The organism is Streptomyces sp. NPDC044033, from assembly GCF_056434425.1.
Map to the genome: position 1 here is coordinate 74,027 of NZ_JBWKFF010000004.1, position 18,992 is coordinate 93,018.

General features: G+C 71.5%; 20 protein-coding genes. 4 read left to right on the plus strand and 16 right to left on the minus strand.

The window, feature by feature from the left end:
- Positions 1-81: 81 nt before the first annotated feature.
- The 3 genes from AC07AB_RS09735 to AC07AB_RS09745 form a co-directional block, all read right to left on the minus strand.
- On the minus strand, positions 82-1,347 hold the full coding sequence (locus tag AC07AB_RS09735) for a GNAT family N-acetyltransferase (protein WP_478562858.1): 1,266 nt from the start codon (positions 1,345-1,347) through the stop codon (positions 82-84).
- A 189-nt stretch (positions 1,348-1,536) separates the two neighbouring features.
- Complete coding sequence (locus AC07AB_RS09740) at positions 1,537-2,508, minus strand: asparaginase (RefSeq protein WP_478562861.1); 972 nt, start codon at positions 2,506-2,508, stop codon at positions 1,537-1,539.
- A gap of 46 nt (positions 2,509-2,554) precedes the next feature.
- On the minus strand, positions 2,555-3,100 hold the full coding sequence (locus AC07AB_RS09745) for an RsiG family protein (protein WP_478563561.1): 546 nt from the start codon (positions 3,098-3,100) through the stop codon (positions 2,555-2,557).
- A 254-nt stretch (positions 3,101-3,354) separates the two neighbouring features.
- Between AC07AB_RS09745 and dtd the strand changes: the two genes are divergently transcribed.
- A complete protein-coding gene (dtd, locus tag AC07AB_RS09750; protein ID WP_478562864.1) occupies positions 3,355-3,780 on the plus strand; it encodes a D-aminoacyl-tRNA deacylase in 426 nt (141 codons plus the stop codon).
- A gap of 63 nt (positions 3,781-3,843) precedes the next feature.
- Here dtd and ygfZ read toward each other — a convergent pair whose 3' ends face one another.
- The 6 genes from ygfZ to AC07AB_RS09780 form a co-directional block, all read right to left on the minus strand.
- Positions 3,844-4,809: a CAF17-like 4Fe-4S cluster assembly/insertion protein YgfZ gene (gene ygfZ, locus AC07AB_RS09755; protein WP_478562866.1), complete on the minus strand. Its 966-nt coding sequence runs from the start codon at positions 4,807-4,809 to the stop codon at positions 3,844-3,846.
- Between the two features lie 55 nt (positions 4,810-4,864).
- Positions 4,865-5,299, minus strand: a complete 435-nt coding sequence (locus AC07AB_RS09760) for a Fur family transcriptional regulator (RefSeq protein ID WP_478562869.1) — start codon at positions 5,297-5,299, stop codon at positions 4,865-4,867.
- 20 nt (positions 5,300-5,319) lie between these two features.
- On the minus strand, positions 5,320-6,387 hold the full coding sequence (locus AC07AB_RS09765) for an ABC transporter substrate-binding protein (RefSeq protein ID WP_478562872.1): 1,068 nt from the start codon (positions 6,385-6,387) through the stop codon (positions 5,320-5,322).
- On the minus strand, positions 6,384-7,157 hold the full coding sequence (locus AC07AB_RS09770) for an ABC transporter ATP-binding protein (RefSeq protein ID WP_478562874.1): 774 nt from the start codon (positions 7,155-7,157) through the stop codon (positions 6,384-6,386). The genes AC07AB_RS09765 and AC07AB_RS09770 overlap by 4 nt, the downstream gene beginning before the upstream one ends.
- Positions 7,157-8,224 carry a FecCD family ABC transporter permease gene (locus AC07AB_RS09775; protein WP_478563564.1) on the minus strand — a complete coding sequence of 356 codons (1,068 nt, stop codon included), beginning with the start codon at positions 8,222-8,224 and terminating at the stop codon, positions 7,157-7,159. The genes AC07AB_RS09770 and AC07AB_RS09775 overlap by 1 nt, the downstream gene beginning before the upstream one ends.
- Before the next feature lie 307 nt (positions 8,225-8,531).
- Positions 8,532-9,095, minus strand: a complete 564-nt coding sequence (locus tag AC07AB_RS09780) for a heme-binding beta-barrel domain-containing protein (RefSeq protein ID WP_478562877.1) — start codon at positions 9,093-9,095, stop codon at positions 8,532-8,534.
- Between the two features lie 289 nt (positions 9,096-9,384).
- Here AC07AB_RS09780 and AC07AB_RS09785 point away from each other — a divergent pair, with 289 nt between their 5' ends.
- Positions 9,385-9,750 carry a DsrE family protein gene (locus AC07AB_RS09785; RefSeq protein WP_478562880.1) on the plus strand — a complete coding sequence of 122 codons (366 nt, stop codon included), beginning with the start codon at positions 9,385-9,387 and terminating at the stop codon, positions 9,748-9,750.
- A gap of 34 nt (positions 9,751-9,784) precedes the next feature.
- Here the strand turns inward: AC07AB_RS09785 and AC07AB_RS09790 are convergent, their stop codons facing one another.
- The 7 genes from AC07AB_RS09790 to AC07AB_RS09820 form a co-directional block, all read right to left on the minus strand.
- Positions 9,785-10,060 (minus strand): DUF3099 domain-containing protein, encoded by a 276-nt coding sequence (locus AC07AB_RS09790; RefSeq protein ID WP_478562883.1) that lies wholly within the window; start codon positions 10,058-10,060, stop codon positions 9,785-9,787.
- 128 nt (positions 10,061-10,188) lie between these two features.
- Positions 10,189-10,476: a DUF1416 domain-containing protein gene (locus AC07AB_RS09795; RefSeq protein ID WP_478562886.1), complete on the minus strand. Its 288-nt coding sequence runs from the start codon at positions 10,474-10,476 to the stop codon at positions 10,189-10,191.
- 52 nt (positions 10,477-10,528) lie between these two features.
- Positions 10,529-11,365, minus strand: a complete 837-nt coding sequence (locus AC07AB_RS09800; protein ID WP_478562889.1) for a sulfurtransferase — start codon at positions 11,363-11,365, stop codon at positions 10,529-10,531.
- A gap of 149 nt (positions 11,366-11,514) precedes the next feature.
- The gene (locus AC07AB_RS09805; protein ID WP_478563567.1) at positions 11,515-11,595 is read right to left on the minus strand and encodes a putative leader peptide; all 81 of its coding nucleotides are present in this window, start codon (positions 11,593-11,595) and stop codon (positions 11,515-11,517) included.
- 269 nt (positions 11,596-11,864) lie between these two features.
- Complete coding sequence (locus AC07AB_RS09810; RefSeq protein ID WP_478562892.1) at positions 11,865-12,569, minus strand: LmeA family phospholipid-binding protein; 705 nt, start codon at positions 12,567-12,569, stop codon at positions 11,865-11,867.
- A 91-nt stretch (positions 12,570-12,660) separates the two neighbouring features.
- The gene (locus tag AC07AB_RS09815) at positions 12,661-14,238 is read right to left on the minus strand and encodes a hypothetical protein (protein WP_478562895.1); all 1,578 of its coding nucleotides are present in this window, start codon (positions 14,236-14,238) and stop codon (positions 12,661-12,663) included.
- A 10-nt stretch (positions 14,239-14,248) separates the two neighbouring features.
- Positions 14,249-14,527 (minus strand): MoaD/ThiS family protein, encoded by a 279-nt coding sequence (locus AC07AB_RS09820; RefSeq protein WP_478562898.1) that lies wholly within the window; start codon positions 14,525-14,527, stop codon positions 14,249-14,251.
- Between the two features lie 114 nt (positions 14,528-14,641).
- Between AC07AB_RS09820 and AC07AB_RS09825 the strand changes: the two genes are divergently transcribed.
- Positions 14,642-16,375 carry an ABC transporter ATP-binding protein gene (locus tag AC07AB_RS09825; RefSeq protein ID WP_478562901.1) on the plus strand — a complete coding sequence of 578 codons (1,734 nt, stop codon included), beginning with the start codon at positions 14,642-14,644 and terminating at the stop codon, positions 16,373-16,375.
- A 119-nt stretch (positions 16,376-16,494) separates the two neighbouring features.
- Positions 16,495-18,393 carry an ABC transporter ATP-binding protein gene (locus AC07AB_RS09830; protein ID WP_478563570.1) on the plus strand — a complete coding sequence of 633 codons (1,899 nt, stop codon included), beginning with the start codon at positions 16,495-16,497 and terminating at the stop codon, positions 18,391-18,393.
- Positions 18,394-18,992 lie beyond the last annotated feature (599 nt).

Below are 18,992 nucleotides of genomic sequence, written 5' to 3' on the forward strand. Positions count from 1 at the left end.
GGCCGGCCCGCCGCCAAACGGCCGGCCAAGAGCCGGCGGAAGCGCCCCGGCGGGGCCGCGTGCCCCGCGGCCCCGCCGGGATCAGAAGACGTCCGGGCACCAAGGGCGGCGCGACGTGCGCAGCAGGGCGTCCGCCGTCGCCGCGGCGCCGGGGCGCTCCTCCGTCACGCGGCCCAGCGCGGCGAGCCGGGCCGCCGACTCGTCGCCCAGGTACAGGGCGCCCAACTCCCCGGCGTCCAGGGTCAGATCGGGCGAGCGCGTCGTCGGGGCGCAGGTCGCGCCGTCGGGGGAGGCGTCCAGGAGGAAGCGGCCGGAGGCGAGGCCCGCGGGGTCGGCGACGTCGAGGACCATGGCGGCCGACGCCCCGTACGTACGGGCCTGGAGCAGCCGCGGCACGTCCAGCGGCCGGAGCCACAGGTAGTCGGCGTGGGTGGTGACGCGGGCCGCGCGCGGGTCGCCGAGCAGCAGCGGGAGCAGGTCGTCGGGGGCGCGGTGGCCGCTGCGCACCGTGGTGATCCAGTCGACGGACAGCACGAAGTGCCACAGGGCGCGCTCGGCCGCCGGGGAGGCGGCGAGCAGACTGCGCACGACCGCCGTGTTGTCCGGCAGCTTGCCGTTCCAGCGCTCCTCGACCTTGTACGAGAGCAGGCCGTCGACCGTGCCGTCCGGGCCCCGGTAGAGGACGTAGAACGGTTCCTGCCACGGCTCGTCCGAGGAGGTGGAGGCCATGGCGCCGGTCTCCGTCCGCCACCAGCGCTCGGTGCGGTTGATCCATCCGGGCCGTACCGCGCGGAGCCGCTCGTGCAGCGCGGGGCCGTGTTCCCGTACGGCCTCGGGGTCCGCGAAGTCCACCCGGCCGCCGTCCGCGGGGCCCGCGTACCGCCGGTCGAGACCGGCGCGCGCGACGTCGACCTCCCACTCGGTGATCCAGGTGGCCGGGCCGAAGCCGTACCGCCCGTAGATCGGGTACTCGGCGGCTATCAGCGTCGCGATCGCGTCGCCGCGCTCCTTGGCGGCCCGCAGGTCGGTGTCCATCATGCGGCTGAGCAGCCCGCGGCGGCGGTGCGTCGGCGACACCGTCACATTGCTGACGGCGTTGGCCGGCACCGCCGCGCCGCCGACCGCCGTGAGCTGCTGCGCGAAGCTGCGGAACGTGCCCACGCAGCGGCCCGCGCCGCCCGCGGCGCCCGTTTCGAACGCCCCCTGGGTGCGGTCGGGATCGATGCCCGCCAGCCGGACCTCGGCCTCCTCCTTGGAGACCGTCGGGCGGCGCAGGAAGCCGACGTGCATGGCTTGGCACCAGTCCGGGACGTCGGACGCGCTGATCGTGCGGACCTCAAGACTCATGGGCCCAAGCTAGGCGGCGGCCGTCCGGGCCCGCACGCGATTTATCCGCGGTCCGGTGCGGCCGCGGTCCGGCGTGATCACGGTCCGGTGCGGCCACGCTCCGGCGTGATCACGGTCCGGTGCGGCCGCAGTCCGGTGTGATCACGCTCCGGCGCGGCCACGCTCCGGCGCGGCCGCGGTCCAGCGGTGTCAGAACGTGGCGCGGATCTCGCCCACCCGCTCGCCGCCGCCGTGCAGCGGGGCGTCGCCGATGCGGGCGACGACGGGGGAGTCGACGCCGAGGAGGGTGAGCGCGCGCGCCAGTACGGGGCCGAGCGCCCGTACCGACCCGTCGTCGATCTTGAAGGCGAGCGCCCGGCCGTCCGGCAGCGCCACGGCCTGTACGGCCTCCGCGCCCATCTTCGACAGGGCGCCCGGCACCTCGCGCATCAGCCAGGTGTCGGGGCGGCGGGTGCCGGCCACGTACTCGGGGTGGGTGCGCATCGCGTCCGCGACCCGCCGCTCCGCGCTGTCCGGCGCGGCCAGGACGAAGGAGCGGAAGGCGCGGGCCAGGCCGGTCAGCGTCAGGGACATCAGCGGCGCCCCGCAGCCGTCCGTGCCCACGTGCGCCACGCGCTCGCCGCTGGCCTCCTCGACGACCTGGAGGACCAACTGCTGCAAGGGGTGGCCGGGGGCCAGGTAGGAGTCCAGCGGCCAGCCGTTCGCGGCGCACGCGGCGAGCATGGCCGTGTGCTTGCCGGAGCAGTTCATGGCGACGCGGTCGCGGGCGTGGCCCGCCGCCAGGAACGCCTGCGCCTCGACCGGGTCCAGGGGCAGGTCCGGCGGGGTCTGGAGGTCCTGCTCGGTGAGGTCGAACTCGGCGAGCATCTTGCGCACCAGATCGAGGTGAAACGATTCGCCGGAATGGCTCGCGGCGGCCAGGGCCAGCCGCTCGCCGGACAGCTCCAGCCCGGCCCGCAGCACCGCCGCGGCCTGCATCGGCTTGTTGCTGGAGCGCGGGAAGACCGGTGCGGACACCGCGCCCAGCGCCAGCTCCACACTCCCGTCGGCGGCCAGCACGACCAGCGATCCGCGATGGCGGCCCTCGACGAAACCGGAGCGTACGACCTCGGCGAGGACCGGGGGTATGGCGGCGTCCGCCGCGGGGCTGGAAGAGGTCATCGGGGGCCTTCCGGGGTGTGCGCTGCCCCCGGTGGTCCCGTGGACTTCAGGAGAGCAGATCGTCTACTTGGGCTTCTCCCTCACGGTACCTGCGGGCGATCTCCCCGCCGCAATCGTCCGCCGTGTGCTGCAACTGCTGCCGGCGCCGCGAAACCTGCTGCTCATAGCGGACCAGGCGGCCCATCGCGGCGTGCAGCTCCTGGTCCGTACGGGCCTCCAGGTCGGACAGCTCGACCTCCGAGAGCATGTCCTCGGCCAGCCGCCGGAACTCCTCGCTGTGCGGCATGCCGAGCGTCACATGCCGGGCCGAGGAGCGGTGGGCGGACGGCACGTCCGCGAGGATCTCCGACAGCCGGTCGACCACCGGCGAACGGGGCGCCGCGCGCCGGGCCAGCTCGGCCCGCAGGATGTCGATGCGGCCCTGGAGCAGCCGCCGTACGTAGCTGAGGTCGGCCTCGTCCTGCTGGGCGTCGCGGCGCAGCGTGCGCAGCTCGGCGAGGCGCAGCTCGGCCAGCTCCCGCACCGGCCTGTCGGCCAGTCTCCCGGAGCGCTGGATCGGGGGTCTGGGCTGCAATGCTTCGCTCTGGAGCATGAGGCCGTCCTCGGTACGAGCCGCGATGGCGCGGCCGGTGGTGGAGCGGGCAGTGGATGCGGGGCCGGGTGTCTGCCCGGCGCCGGGTGTGATCATGCGTTTCCGTCCCCTCGGGCGGTGCGCGACCAGGTCACGTTGCCCACATAACGCACCGCCTGCACGCATCGTGCCACTCTGGGCGCCCCCGTCGCAGGGCCTCTGCACCCGAACGGCCCCGGACGGCCCTACGGACCGACCGAGGCATCATGGTCGGCATGCGTGCTGTGGTGCAGAGGGTGGACGGGGCGAGCGTCGTCGTGGACGGCGAGACGGTCGGCGAGATCGTGGGCCAGGGACTGTGCGTACTGGTCGGCGTCGGCCACGAGGACACGCCGGAGAAGGCCGAGCGGCTGGCCCGCAAGCTCTGGTCCGTACGCGTCCTGGAAGACGAGAAGTCCTGCTCGGACGTCGGGGCGCCGCTGCTGGTGATCTCCCAGTTCACCCTCCTCGGTGACGCCCGGAAGGGACGCCGGCCCACGTGGAACGCCGCCGCGCCCGGCGAGGTCGCCGAACCGCTGGTGGACGAGGTCGTGGCGCGGCTGCGCGCGCTGGGCGCGCGGGTGGAGACGGGCCGCTTCGGAGCGGACATGAAGGTCTCGCTCACGAACAACGGGCCGTTCACTGTGCTGATCGAGGTCTGAAGAACGGAAACGCGCAATTTCGCACCTCATCGCGAGGTGCGAAATGACGCGGCCCCGGTCGACCTACGGCTCTACGACCACTTCCTGCGCCGCCGCCGTCTCGTCCGCGATCAGCGCGGCATCGACGGGCACGTTCCGCTTCACCAGGGCGAGCGCGATCGGCCCCAGCTCGTGGTGGCGCGCGGACGAGGTGACGAACCCCAGCGGACGCCCTTCCGGACCGTCCGAGGCCAGCCGCACCGGCGCGCCGTGCGCGGGCAGCGTCACCTCGCTGCCGTCGAGGTGCAGGAAGACCAGCCGCCGCGGCGGCTTGCCCAGGTTGTGCACCCGCGCCACCGTCTCCTGGCCGCGGTAGCAGCCCTTCTGGAGGTGCACGGCGCCGCCGATCCAGCCCAGCTCGTGCGGGATGGTGCGGTGGTCGGTCTCCAGGCCGAGGCGGGGCCGGTGGCCCTCGACGCGCAGCGCCTCGTACGCGAGCGACCCGGCGGCCGGGCCGTGTTCGGCGGCGAACTCCTCCAGGCCGGGCCGGGGCAGGAACAGATCGCGGCCGTGCGGGGTCTCACGCACCGGCACGCCGTCCGGCACCGCGGTGATCGAGCCCGCCGGGAGGTACACCAGCGCGAAGTCGGCGGTGCGGTCGGCGACCTCGACCCGGTAGAAGAACTTCATGCTTTCCAGATAGGCGATCAGCGCCTCCTGGGTGCCGGGCTCCAGATGCATCCACGTCGTCTCGCCGTCGTCCACGAGGTAGAGGGCGTGTTCGATGTGGCCGTTGGCGGAGAGGATCAGCGCCTCCGTGGCCTGTCCGGCCGGGAGATCGCTGACGTGCTGGGTGAGGAGCAGGTGCAGCCAGGCCAGGCGTTCGGCTCCGGTGACGGTGACCACCGCGCGGTGCGAGAGGTCCACGAAACCGGAGCCGTCGGCGAGCGCGCGCTGCTCGCGGAACAGGTCGCCGTAGTGGGCGGCGACTTCTTCGTCGGGGCCCTCGCCAGGGACGGCTCCGGGCAGCGACAGCAAAGGGCTCTTCATACCGCCAAGCCTACGACTCGGCGGCGGCGGCCTTCCCGGCGCACCACTCGGCGCACTACTCGGCGGCGGCGGCTTTCCCGGCGCACTTCGCGCACTGCCCGAAGATCGCGAAGTGCTTCATGTCCGTATCGAACCCGAAGGTCGCGCGCAGCGTCTCGGTGAACGGCTCCGCGACCGAGAGATCGGCCTCGATCACGTCCGTGCAGTCCCGGCAGACCAGGTGGATGTGGTGGTGCCGGTCCGCGAGGTGGTACGTGGGCGCGCCGTGCCCGAGGTGGGCGTGGCTGACCAGGTTCAGCTCCTCCAGCAGCTCCAGCGTCCGGTAGACGGTGGAGATGTTGACGCCCCCGGCGGTGCGCCGCACCTCGGTGAGGATGCCGTCGGGTGTCGCGTGCTCCAGTCTGTCCACGGCCTCCAGCACGAGCTGGCGCTGGGGGGTCAGCCGGTACCCGCGCTTGCGGAGATCGCTCTGCCAGTCGGTGTCCACCACGCCGTCCAGTGTAGGCAGCCTCAGCCCGCGCGGACCCCCTTCAAGTAGTCGGCCAGCGCGGCGATGGCGGACGGGTTGCGGGGGCTCTCCACCAGGTCGACGTAGTCGAGGACGAAGACGCGGTGGTTCTTGACGGCCTTGACGTTCGCCAGCGGCGGGTAGGACATCAGGAACTTCTTCTTCTGCTCGGCGCTGGGCGTGCCGTAGTTGTTGACCAGGATGACCTCGGGGTCGCGGTCGACGACCGTCTCCCAGCTCACGGTCGCCCAGGTGTCCTTGAGGTCCGCCATCACGTTCTCGCCGCCGGCCTTGGTGATGATGTCCTGCGGCCCCGCGTACGCGCCCGCCGTGAACGGCTTGTCCTGGCCGGAGTCGTAGAGGAAGACGGACGGGCGGTGGCCGTCCTTCGGCAGCTTGGCCTGGGCGTCGGCGACCTGCTTCTTGAAGTCCGCGACGAGCTTGTCCGCCCGGTCCTCGACGTCGAAGACCTTCCCCAGCGTCGTCAGGTCCGCGTAGAGGGCCTCCAGCGGCGGCATCACGCCGCGCGACGTGCCCGAGGAGCCGTTGCGGCAGGACTCGGTCAGCACGTACGAGCCGATGCCGAGCTTCTTGAGGCCGGCGGGCGTGAAGCCGTCGCCCTCGCCGAAGCCGTAGTTCCAGCCCGCGAAGACCAGATCGGCCTTCGCGTCGAGGACCAGCTCCTTGTTGATCTCCTTCTTGGACAGCCACTTGACCTTCTTGTAGCCGTCCTTCCACGGGACGTCCTCGCGGCTGGTCTTGTAGTCGGGCGCCACGTACCCGGCCATGTGGTCCTCCAGGCCGAGCGCGAACATGATCTCGGCTATGCCCACGTCGTTGGTCACCACCCGCTGCGGCGCCTTGTCGTACGTCGTCTTCTGGCCGCAGTTCTCCACGGTCACCGGGTAGTGGCCCGAGCCCTTGGCCGCCTTGTCCCCCGGTTTTCCGGCCGACGTGCCGGAGTCGGAGGAGCCGACCTCGGCGCCGCAGCCGGTCAGGGCGAGGGCGAGGACCGCGACGGCGGCGGTTGCTGCGCGAGCGTGCATGGCGGGGGACGTCCTTCTGGTCATGGGGTGGGGAGGCGGTCGAAGAGCAGCTGCGGGGCGCCGGACTCCGGGTGCGGGACGCGGTGCGCCCGTACCCCGAAGACCTCGGCGAGCAGCTGGGGCGTCAGCACCTCGTGCGGCGGCCCCGAGGCCACGATCCGCCCGCGCGCGATGACGTACAGCACGTCGCAGTGGCCGGCGGCCAGGTTCAGGTCGTGCAGCGCGGCCAGCACCGTCAGCCCGCTGTCGCGCACCAGCGACAGGACCTCCAGCTGCTGGGCGATGTCGAGGTGGTTCGTCGGCTCGTCCAGGACCAGCACCTGCGGCTCCTGGGCCAGCGCGCGGGCGATCAGCACCCGCTGCTTCTCACCGCCCGACAGGGTCAGGAAGCCGCGGTCGGCCAGATGGCCCGCGCCGACCCGGGCGAGCGCCGCCACGCAGGCGGCGGCGTCGGCGGCGGTGGCGCGCGCGACGGCCTTCTGGTGCGGCAGCCGCCCCATGGCCACCACCTCGCCGGCCGTGAAGTCGAACTCGTTCACCGACTCCTGCGGCAGCGCCGCCAGGGCCCGCGCCCCTTCCCGTACGTCCATGGCGTGCAGCTCCGCGCCGTCGAGCCGAACGGCGCCGGCGGCCGGGCGCAGCGCCCGGTAGACGCAGCGCAGCAGGGTCGACTTGCCGCTGCCGTTGGGGCCGACGAGGCCGACGAGCTGTCCGCTGTCGGCCCGTAGCGTGATGTCCTCGACGATGCGGGCGCCCGCTATCGCGACCGAGAGGTCCTCGACGTCCACGCGCATCAGGCGCCTCCGAAGGTGTAGCCGCGGCGGCGCATCAGCAGCACGAAGCAGGGCACGCCCACGACGGCCGTGATGACGCCGATGGGAAGTTCCACGGGCGCGAGCAGTACCCGGGAGAGGATGTCCACCCACACCAGCAGCACGGCCCCGAGGAGCGGGGCCACCGCCAGCACCCGGCGGTGGTCGGCCCCCACCAGCATCCGGGTGATGTGCGGGACCATCAGCCCGACGAAGCCGATCGCGCCGCTGACGGCGACCACGGCCCCGGTGACGCCCGCCGCGGTCACGAACAGCTGCTTGCGCAGCCGCCCGGCGTCCACGCCGAGGGCGGCGGCCGTCTCGTCGCCCATGGCCAGGGCGTTCAGCCGGCGCGCGGACCAGGCGAGGTGCGCGAGCCCGGCCAGTACGGCGCCGGCCGCGATCGGCAAGGAGTCCCAGCTGGCCCCGCCCAGGCTGCCCAGCAGCCACATCATCGCGGACCGGGCGGCCTCGGCCCGGTCGGAGCTGAAGACCATCAGGGTGCTGATCGCCGAGAAGCCGTAGTACATGGCGGTGCCGGTCAGCACGAGGCGCAGCGGGGTGAGGCCCTGCGGGGTGCGGGCCGCCGCGTAGACGAGCGCCATCGCGGCGAGCGCCGAGACGAACGCCGCCACCGACAGCGCCCAGATGCCCAGCGCCCCCAGCGCACCGAAGATCAGCACGGCGTTGGCGCCGACCGCGGCCCCCGAGGAGATGCCCAGCACGAAGGGGTCGGCGAGGGCGTTGCGGACCATGGCCTGGACGGCGACCCCGATGGCGGAGAGCCCGGCGCCGACGACGGCGGCCAGCAGCGCGCGCGGGAAGCGCAGCTCCCACACGATCGTGTAGGCGGAGAGTTCGTCGGGCGTGATCGTCCCGCCGGTCAGCCCGGCCCGCAGATAGCGCAGCACCTCGCCCCAGGTGAGGTCGGAGTTGCCCAGCTCCACGCCGCAGACCAGCGACAGGAGCAGTCCCACCGCGAGCATGGTGATCAGCGGCGGCAGGGGCAGGCGGCGCGGTGGGGGCGGGCCGGGCGCGGTACGCGCCATGTCGGCCGGGGAGGTGGTCGCCACGGGGGAGTCGGTCGCCTTCGCCTCGGGCCGCTTCCGTGCGTACGGAGAGGCTGCCCCGAGCGGCGCTCGTCCGGGCGGCGTCCCCTCGCAGTCCGCGGCGAGTTGTCAGGAGCTGTGGCCACCGCGGGTGATCGGGCTCGCGCTGCCGTGTCGTCGTACGCGGCAGCGCCCACCGTTGCGGGTCAGCGCCGGATTCTCACCGGACTTTCCCCGCGGGGCCGTGATCTTGGGCTGGTACGGAGCCCTGACTTGTGCGAAGCCCGGGCCGGTACGGAGCCCTGGTCTACTTGAAGAAGGCGATGCCGTCGTCGGGCAGGTCCTTCAGGTCCTTCGCCCACTCACTCGGGTCGACGACCTTCTTCAGGTGCGCCGACATGTACGGGCGCAGCGGCACGTCCGGCGTGGACTTCTCGCCCACCCACATGAGGTCGCTGTTGACGTAGCCGTAGAGCCGCTTGCCGCCGCTGTACGGGCCGGCCGCGGCGGTCCGCGCGATGGCGTCGGTGACCAGGTCGATCTGCGGCTTCTGGTCGGCCAGCTCGCCGTACCAGATCTCCACCACGCCCTGGTCGCGGACCATGACGACCTCGACCTTGCGGTCCTTGTCGATGCGCCAGTAGCCGGACTCGGTCTCCAGCGGCGCGACCTTCTTGCCCTCGCTGTCGAGCGTCCAGCTGTGCGAGACGTACTCCAGGAAGTCGCGGCCGTCGTGGGTGAAGGTCACTTCCTGGCCGAAGTTGCACTTCTCGGTGCCGGGGAATTCGGCGACGCCGGCTCCCTCCCAGTTGCCGAGGAGGAAGGCGAGGGGCACGAGGTCCGGGTTCAGGTCGGACGGGATCTCGATCATTGGCTCAGACGATCTGTAGGCGGGGGGAAGGGGATCAGCGCTGGCCCTGGTACAGCTTCTTCACGGACAGGCCGGCGAAAGCGATGACGCCGACGGCGACCAGGACCAACAGGGTGGTGAAGAATGCCTCAAGCACGAGCGCGCTCCTAGGGCGGAGAGTGAGGGTGTACGGACCGTGCCCGAGTCTAGTCGCCGACGATCGCGGCGGCGCTGTGAGGTCCGCCGCGTCCCCGGGCCGGCTGTGGTAGGCCGGGCGTCCGCGGGGCCCGCGCCCTTCTAGAGTGGGGCCATGGCGAAGAAGCTCGTGATCAAGGTGACGGCGGGCGCGGACGCGCCCGAGCGGTGCTCGCAGGCGTTCACGGTGGCGGCGGTCGCCGTCGCGAGCGGCGTCGAGGTGTCGCTGTGGCTGACGGGCGAGTCGTCGTGGTTCGGCCTGCCGGGGCGGGCGGCCGAGTTCGAGCTGCCGCACGCCGCGCCGCTGCCCGACCTCATCGAGGGCATCACGGCGGGCGGCGGGACGATCACGGTGTGCACGCAGTGCGCGGCGCGCCGGGACATCGAGGAGAAGGACCTGATCGGGGGCGCCAGGATCGCGGGCGCGCAGGTCTTCGTCAGCGAGATCATGGGCGACGGCGTGCAGGCGCTCGTGTACTGACGGCTTATGACGCCGTAATAAACGCGGACCGGCGTCAGCGGTGGCCCTTGCCGTCCAGCTCGTCCCACCAGTGGTCGGACTGCTTGTCCCCGGTGGGCGCGGACGGGCCGGGCGGCTCGTCCCACCAGCGGTCGTCGGGGCCCTTGCGGTTCGCGACGATCGCGGCGACGGGCGGGATCACCATCGCGACCAGGCACATGCCGACCGCGGCGGGGACCGACCAGATGCGTACGACGCCCCACGCCAGGACGAACAGCGCGATGCACGTGCCCATCATGGCGAAGTACCGGTGCCGCCTTCGCGCGTACATGCCTCCACCGTACGACCGGGGGCCGGGCGGCGCGAAGGGCCGCACCCCGCCAAGGCGTCCAACCCCGGGGTGCGGCCCTCCGGCCGTGCGTGCGCCGTCTCGTAGGGCGGCTGCGCCTCAGGCCGCTGTCAGACCGCGATGGCGACCTCGGCGAGACCGCCGTGCTGGGCGACGACGGTGCGGTCGGCGGTGGCGCCCGGCACCAGCGCGCGCAGCGTCCAGGTGCCCTCGGCCGCGTAGAAGCGGAACTGTCCGGTCGCCGAGGTGGGCACCTCGGCGGTGAACTCGCCGGTGCTGTCCAGCAGTCGGACGTATCCGCTGACGGGCTCGCCGTCGCGGGTCACCGAGCCCTGGATGGTGGTCTCACCGGGCTTGATGGTGGCCGCGTCCGGGCCGCCGGCCTTTGCTCCACACATATGGGGTCCTTGAGAGTAGAGGGGGCTGGGGGAAAAGCGGGGAGAGCGCTGCTCAGTTGGCGCCGAGCTCGATCGGGACGCCGACGAGGGAGCCGTACTCGGTCCACGAGCCGTCGTAGTTCTTGACGTTCTGCTGGCCGAGCAGCTCGTGCAGCACGAACCAGCTGTGGGCGGAGCGCTCGCCGATGCGGCAGTACGCGATGGTGTCCTTGGCCAGGTCGACGCCGGCCGCCTCGTAGATCTCCTTCAGCTCGGCGTCGGAGCGGAAGGTGCCGTCGTCGTTGGCCGCCTTCGACCACGGGATGTTGCGGGCGCTCGGGATGTGGCCGGGGCGCTGGGACTGCTCCTGCGGGAGGTGGGCCGGGGCGAGCAGCTTGCCGCTGAACTCGTCGGGGGAGCGCACGTCGACCAGGTTGAGCTCGCCGATCGCGGCGACGGCGTCGTCGCGGAAGGCGCGGATGGAGGAGTCCTGCTCCTTGGCCTGGTACGCGGTCCGCGCGCGGGTCGGCACCTCGGCGACCAGGTCCCGGGAGTCGAGCTCCCACTTCTTGCGGCCGCCGTCGAGGAGCTTGACGTCCTGGTGGCCGTAGAGCTTGAAGTACCAGTAGGCGTAGGACGCGAACCAGTTGTTGTTGCCGCCGTAGAGGACGACCGTGTCGTCGTTGGCGATGCCCTTCGCGGACAGCAGCTCCTCGAAGCCGGCCCGGTCCACGAAGTCGCGGCGCACCGGGTCCTGGAGGTCCTTCTTCCAGTCGATCCGTACGGCGTTCTTGATGTGGTTCTTGTCGTACGCCGAGGTGTCCTCGTCGACCTCGACGATGACCGTCTTCGGGTCGTCGATGCGGGCCTGGACCCAGTCGGCGTCGACCAGGACGTCGCTGCGGCTCATATTTTCTCCTCCGGGGCAGTTGCGGCGGTGCGGGCGGTGCGGGTGCGCGAGGGAGCGCGCGGCGGCACGGATACGCGGCGGCACGGGTACGGCGCGGCGCTGAGCGTCGGGCCGTCAGAGCCGAGGAAAAACGGGAGGTCGGCGTCCCGTCAGGCGCTGCGACAGAGCATGGCGGCGACGCGGCACAGGTCGACTGCCCGCCGCTTCGTGAGATCCGCCTGTCGCTTCATGGGACCGATCGTAGGGACGGACGGGCGCGCATGTCACCGGGGTGTCGGATGCTGAGACACAATGGTCCGAAATATGGGACGCGTGGGCGATACATGTGGCGGGGAAGATGCCGTACGGCCCGTACGGACGTCTGTACGGGCCTCCCGCGCGCGGCTCTTCTGCCGTACGGACGCGGGCGTCTCGCTGCGTGGACGCGGCCCCGCGGGTCCGGCGGGGCCGCTGCCGGTGACCGGCCGGGCGGCGCCGAGCGGCGCCGGGCCGGCTCCGCTCAGCCCGCCAGCTCCACGTGGGAGCCGGTGACCGAGATGTCCATGCCGTCCTCGGTGGTGGTGATCTTGTCGAGCTTGAGCCCCCGGGGCAGCCCGTCGATCTGCCGGTCGAAGTCGATCTTCTTGCGGATCAGGCCCTCCAGGCCCGGGATCTCCTGGCCCGGCACGCTGTCCGCGTGCAGCCGGATGGTGTTCCCGCCGACCACCGTGACGGTCGACAGCACGCTGCGCTCCACGGTGTGCCCGAGCACCGGGACGCCCGCGCTGACCTTCACCTGGCTCTTGCCGTCCTTGTCGCGACCGCCGTAGGAGACGTGTACGCCGGTGTCGGCGGCCTTGGTGAGGTCCGCGTAGGAGATGTGGGCGGAGCCCGTGGCGGTGTCGGCGGTGGCGGACGAGAAGCTGCTGTTGATCTTCACGTCGTGCAGCGACGCGTCGAGCTTCGTGACCCGGATCGAGTGGCCGCCCGCGCTGGCCGAGACGCCGTCGAGGTTGATGTCGACCTCGTCCAGCTTGGAGTCCGCGACCTGGGTCAGGAACGGGAAGCCCTTGATCGACACATCCGGCGTGGCGCTCAGGTTCTGGCTGCTCTTGATCTTCTTGGCCGCCTCGTTCTCGGCGAAGTAGACCGCGGCGCGGTCGGCCGCCACGAACAAGATGCCCAGCACCACCACGACGATCAGCAGTATTCGCAGTCCGCGCATTGCTCTCCGTGCCCCCACGCTCTAGGTCAGGCCCCCCGCCTGTGCAGTGAGCCTAACCGGAGTGGATCGCGGGTGTGTCCGACGACAGGGCCTACGTCAGTGCGCGGCCGATCACATAGACCACCGGGGCCGCCGCCGCGAGCGGCAGCGCGACGCCCGCGGTCATGTGCACGAACCGCGACGGGTAGTCGTAGCTCGCCACCCGCAGGCCGACCAGCGCGCAGACCCCCGCCGCCGCGCCCAGCAGGGCGCCGGACGGGCCGATGCCGGTCAGCTGCCCGGCCGCGACGCCCGCGCCCGCCGCGGCGACCAGGGCGACGACGGGCGACACCGCCGACGGCAGCGGCAGCGCGCGGGCCAGCACGGCGACCGCGACGGCGACCGCGCCGACCACGACGGCGTCGGAGTCCGCCGCCAGGTGCCCGCCCGCGAGCACCGCCAGGCCCGAGGCCGCCGCGGCGGCCGTGAGCCCGTACAGCCGCTCGTCCGGTGTGCTGCGGCTGCGCAGTTGCAGGACCAGGACCAGGAGGATCCAGACGCCGACCGTGCCGATCAGCACGGTCGGCGCCTGGTCCGCGTCGGTGGCCAGCAGCCCGATGTCGGCGACCAGACCGCCCGCGAACGCGAGCGCGATGCCCTGCCGCGCGGGCCACATGCCGTTGAGCCGGAACCAGCCCGCCGCGGTGACGGCCTGGAGCAGCACCACGGGGACCGCGAGCACCGGCCGCGGCAGCGGCGCCGCCACGGCGAGCAGCAGGGCCAGCACCGCGGTGATCGCGGCGGGCTGCATCCCCGGCGCGGTGATCTGCGACCGGCCCTCGGCGCGGGCCCGCTGCGCGGCGGTCAGCGGAGGCTGCGCCGCCTGCGACGCCTCGGGCGTCTGAGGTACTGGAGGCGTCTGCTGCGGCCGCTGTACGTCCGGGCCTGCGTCCATCGGGGCGTGGCCCGCCGGAGCGGCGGCGTACGGGCCGCCCGGGGCCGCGTACGCACCGGCGGCGGCGTACGTCGCCGAGGGCTGTTCACCGTGCCACGCGGCCTGGCCGGCCGGCGCTTCTTGGTACTGGCCGAGCCCGAGCCCGGTCCCGTACGTGCCGTGCGTCTCGTACTGGCCCTGCCCCCGGCCCTGGCCCTGCCCCTGCTCTGGCGGCAAGGGGCCCGGTCCGCCGTTCTGCGGCGGCGGGCCGCCCGTCTCCGCGGCGGGAGCCTGCGGGGCGGACAGGGTCTGATAGGTCCGGGTGTCCCAGGTCGGGCCCGCCCAGGTCTGGGTGTGCTGCTCCTGTTCCTGGTAACCGTCCTGGTGCGCGGGGTAGTACGGCTGCCGCTGGGCGTGCTGAGGCTGCTGGAACTGCTGGGCTTCCCCAGGCGCGGGCCACGCCTCCGGCTGTTGCTGCCCGTACGGCTGCTCCTGCTGTCCGTAAGGCTCCTGCGGTGCGTACGGCTGCTGCCCGTACGGTTCCTGCTGCCCGTACGGTTCCTGCGGTGCATACGGCTCCTGCTGCCCGTACGACTGCTGCCCGTACGGCTGCTCCTGCTGCCCGTACGGTTCCTGCCGCGCATACGGGTCGTGCTGCCCGTGCGGCTGCTGCTCGTACCGCGGGGGCGGGTGCTGGGGCGGATACGGCTCGTGGGGCCGGTCCGGGTCGTACGGATCGTGCGGCTGGTTGCTCATGGTGCGGGGATCACCCTCCTGCGAAGGGCGGGAGCACCTCGACCGTGCCGCCCTCGGCCAATTGGACCGTTGTGTGGTCGCGCGTGCCGACGGGGTCCCCGTCCACCAGGAACGAGCAGCGCAGCAGCACCCGTGCGAACTCCGGCCGCCCGGTGTGCCGCCGCCGGGCCGCGTCCAGGGCCTCCGCGAGCGTCACAGCCGCGTACGGCTCCTCCGCGGCGCCGGCGGCGGCCTTCGCCGCGGCCCAGTACCGGATGGTTCCGGCCGGTGCCGTCTGTGTCGTCGCCACGGCGACCCCTTTCCGTCAAGTGCCGCTCCCCATGATGACGGGTAGCGGCGGCGGCTCGGTCAGGGCATGGAAAATGACGGGTCGGAACGGCTTCGCCTCGCATATGGTTCCGATGTGTTGGTACGACTACTGAGGGCGTATCTGAGGCCCTACTCCAAACCGATCGCGTTGATCGTGCTGCTGCAACTCGTGCAGACGCTCGCCACGCTGTATCTCCCGACCCTCAATGCCGACATCATCGACGACGGTGTCGTGAAGGGTGACACGGGCTACATCCTGTCCACCGGCGGCTGGATGATCGCCGTCACCGTGCTCCAGATCATCTGCGCTATCGGGGCCGTCTACTTCGGCGCCCGTACGGCCATGGCGGTCGGCCGCGATCTGCGCGGTGCCATCTTCGACCGGGTGCAGTCCTTCTCGGCGCGCGAGGTCGGCGACTTCGGCGCTCCGTCCCTGATCACCCGTACCACCAATGACGTCCAGCAGGTTCAGATGCTGACCCTGATGACATTCACGCTGATGGTCTCCGCGCCGATCATGTGCGTCGGCGGCATCGCCATGGCGCTCAACCAGGACGTGCCGCTGTCCGCGCTGCTGCTGGTCATCGTGCCCGTACTCGGCATCGTCGTGACCCTCATCGTGCGCCGGATGCGGCCGATCTTCCGGGGTGTGCAGGAGCGCATCGACACCGTCAACCGGGTGCTGCGCGAGCAGATCACCGGCATCCGTGTCATCCGCGCCTTCGTCCGGGACGGCCACGAGCGCAAGCGGTTCACGGGCGCCAACGCCGAGCTGATGGACGTGTCCGTACGGGCCGGGCGGCTGATGTCGCTGATGTTCCCGACCGTGATGCTGGTGGTGAACCTGTCCTCCATCGCCGTCCTGTGGTTCGGCGGGCACCGCATCGACAGCGGCGGCATGCAGGTGGGCGCGCTGACCGCGTTCCTCACCTATCTGATGCAGATCCTGATGTCCGTGATGATGGCCACCTTCATGTTCATGATGGTGCCGCGCGCGGAGGTGTGTGCCGAGCGCATCCAGGAGGTCCTCTCCACCGACTCCAGCGTCGTGCCGCCCGTCGAGCCGGTCACGGAACTGCGCCGTGACGGCCATCTGGAGCTGCGGGGCGTGGAGTTCCGCTTCCCCGGCGCGGAGGAGCCGGTGCTGCGGGACGTCGACATCGTGGCGCGGCCCGGCGAGACCACGGCGGTCATCGGGTCGACGGGCAGCGGCAAATCGACGCTGCTCAACCTGGTGCCGCGGCTCATCGACGCCACGGACGGCGCGGTGCTGGTCGACGGCGTGGACGTACGGGATCTGGATCCCGTGACGATGGCCGAGGTGATCGGGCTGGTGCCGCAGAAGCCGTATCTCTTCTCGGGGACGGTGGCTTCGAATCTGCGGTACGGGAAGCCGGACGCGAGTGATGAGGAGTTGTGGCGGGCGTTGGAGACGGCGCAGGCCCGTGACTTCGTGGAGCGGATGGAGGACGGGCTGAACGCGCCCATCTCCCAGGGCGGTTCCAATGTCTCCGGCGGTCAGCGTCAGCGTCTGGCGATCGCCCGTGCGCTGGTCCGGCGGCCGGAGATCTATCTCTTCGACGACTCGTTCTCCGCGCTGGACTACGCCACGGACGCCCGGCTGCGGGCCGCCCTGGCGAGGGACACGGAACGGGCGACGGTCGTCATCGTCGCCCAGCGCGTCTCCACGATCCGCGACGCCGACCGCATCGTCGTCCTCGACGAAGGCCGCGTCGTGGGCACCGGCACCCACACGGAACTCATGGCCGGCAACGACACATACCGGGAGATCGTGCTCTCCCAGCTCACCGAGCAGGAGGCAGCGTGAGTACCCCGGAAAGGCCGGAGAAACCGGAAGGGCCGGTAGAACCGGAAGAACCGAAGGAGACAGAGCAGGAGGGCGAGCCCCGGCGGGGCCCGGCGCCCGCGGCGGGCCCGGCGCGCTTCATGGGCGGGCAGCCCACGGAGCGCTCCATGGACTTCCGCGGCTCCAGCCGCCGGCTGCTGAGCTCCCTGCGGCCCGAGCGCGCGATCATCTCGGTCGCCCTGCTGCTCGGCCTGGTGAGCGTGGCGCTGTCCGTACTGGGCCCGAAGATCCTCGGGCACGCCACCGACCTGATCTTCGCGGGCGTGATCGGCCGGCAGATGCCGGACGGCACGACCAAGGCGGAGGCGGTCGAGCGGGTCCGGCAGCAGGGCAACGGCACCGTCGCCTCCATGCTGAACTCGATGGACTTCACGCCCGGCCACGGCATCGACTTCGGCGCCGTCGGGACGGTGCTGATGTGGGTGCTGCTGATCTACCTCGGCGCGGCCGTCTTCGGTTTCGTCCAGGCCCGGATCGCCACCACCGTCGTCCAGCGGGCCGTCTTCCGGCTGCGCGAGGAGGTCGAGGCGAAGCTCTCCAGGCTGCCGCTGAGCTACTTCGACAAGCAGGCGCGCGGCGAGGTCCTCTCCCGCGCCACGAACGACATCGACAACATCCAGACGACCCTCCAGCAGACGCTCAGCCAGATCGCCGCCTCGCTGCTGACCATCGTCGGCGTACTCGCGATGATGTTCTGGATCTCGCCGCTGCTGGCGCTGGTCGCGCTGGTCACCGTGCCGGTCTCGATCTTCGTCGCGACCCGGATCGGCAAGCGCGCGCAGCCGCAGTTCGTCGCGCAGTGGAAGTCGACGGGCAAGCTCAACGCCCATATCGAGGAGATGTACACCGGCCACTCGCTGGTGAAGGTCTTCGGCCGGCACAAGGAGTCCGCCCAGACGTTCCGCGAGGAGAACGAGGCGCTGTACGCGGCCAGCTTCAAGGCGCAGTTCATCTCGGGGATCATCCAGCCCGCGATGATGTTCATCGGCAACCTCAACTATGTGCTGGTGGCCGTGGTCGGCGGGCTGCGCGTCGCCAGCGGCGCGCTGTCGATCGGCGACGTCCAGGCGTTCGTGCAGTACTCGCGCCAGTTCAGCCAGCCGCTGACGCAGGTCGCCTCGATGGCCAACCTGGTGCAGTCCGGCGTCGCCTCCGCCGAGCGGGTCTTCGAACTGCTCGACGCCGAGGAGCAGTCCCCGGACGCCGCCGAACCGCTGCGCCCGGAGCACGTCCGCGGGCAGGTCGCCTTCGAGGACGTCTCCTTCCGGTACGAGAAGGACCGGCCGCTCATCGACGGCCTGTCGCTGACGGTCCGGCCCGGCCAGACCGTGGCCATCGTCGGTCCGACGGGCGCCGGCAAGACGACCATGGTCAACCTGCTGATGCGGTTCTACGAGGTGAACGGCGGGCGCATCACGCTGGACGGCGTCGACATCGCGAAGATGTCCCGCGAGGAGCTGCGCTCCAACATCGGCATGGTGCTCCAGGACACCTGGCTGTTCGGCGGCACCATCGCGGAGAACATCGCGTACGGGGCCGAGTCCGCCTCGATGGACAAGATCGTGGAGGCGGCGAAGGCCACGCACGTCGACCGGTTCGTACGGACGCTGCCGGACGGCTACGACACGGTGATCGACGAGGAGGGCTCGAACGTCAGCGTCGGTGAGAAGCAGCTCATCACCATCGCGCGGGCGTTCCTGGCCGAGCCCGCGATCCTCGTGCTCGACGAGGCGACCAGCTCCGTCGACACCCGCACCGAGGTGCTGATCCAGCACGCCATGGCGCAGCTGCGGTCGGGCCGTACGAGCTTCGTGATCGCCCACCGGCTGTCCACCATCCGCGACGCCGACCTCATCCTCGTCATGGAGTCCGGCAACATCGTGGAGCAGGGCACCCACGAATCGCTCCTGGAGGCGGACGGCGCGTACGCCCGCCTGTATACGGCCCAGTTCGCGGAACCGGCCGTCGAGGCGAGCTGAGCGCTCGCAGGGTCCGTACGAGCGGGGGAGGCCGGGCAGTCCGGCCTCCCCCGCTTCCGTACGCCTGAAGAGGCGGCGGCGGGGGGTTTGTGCCCGAGAGGCGGACGCATCACGACGGTTTGCATTCGTGTATTGCGGAACTGGTCTGAACCTATTGACGCAAGCTCGCCATGATCGGTAGATTCGCAGCGTCATGAACGCTACGGCGGACGGGAATCCGCTTGGAGCGGCTCGATCGCATCTGATGAATTCAGCACACTCGGATCACGGGGGTTTCAGTGTCGCAGATTCCAAGCACGATCTTGAAAAGAACTACTTTCGCCGTTCGCCTCTGTAGCGACTGACGCCGCGCTGCCGGACGGCGTTCGCGCCTGCCGGACGGGCGCCCGCACTTGCCGGACGGCGTCCGCGCCTGCCAGTCGGGCGCCCGCACCTGCCAGTCGGGCACCGCGTCTGCTGCGCCGGCCTGCGCCGGGCCTCCTGTCGAACCGCCGGATACCGGCTTCCGGCAGGCAACTCCGCCATCCCCGGGCGATTCGCCCGTAGGGCCTGAATTGGCGTTCCCGCACTTTCCCATCAGCGTCGATGCCCGGAGAGTG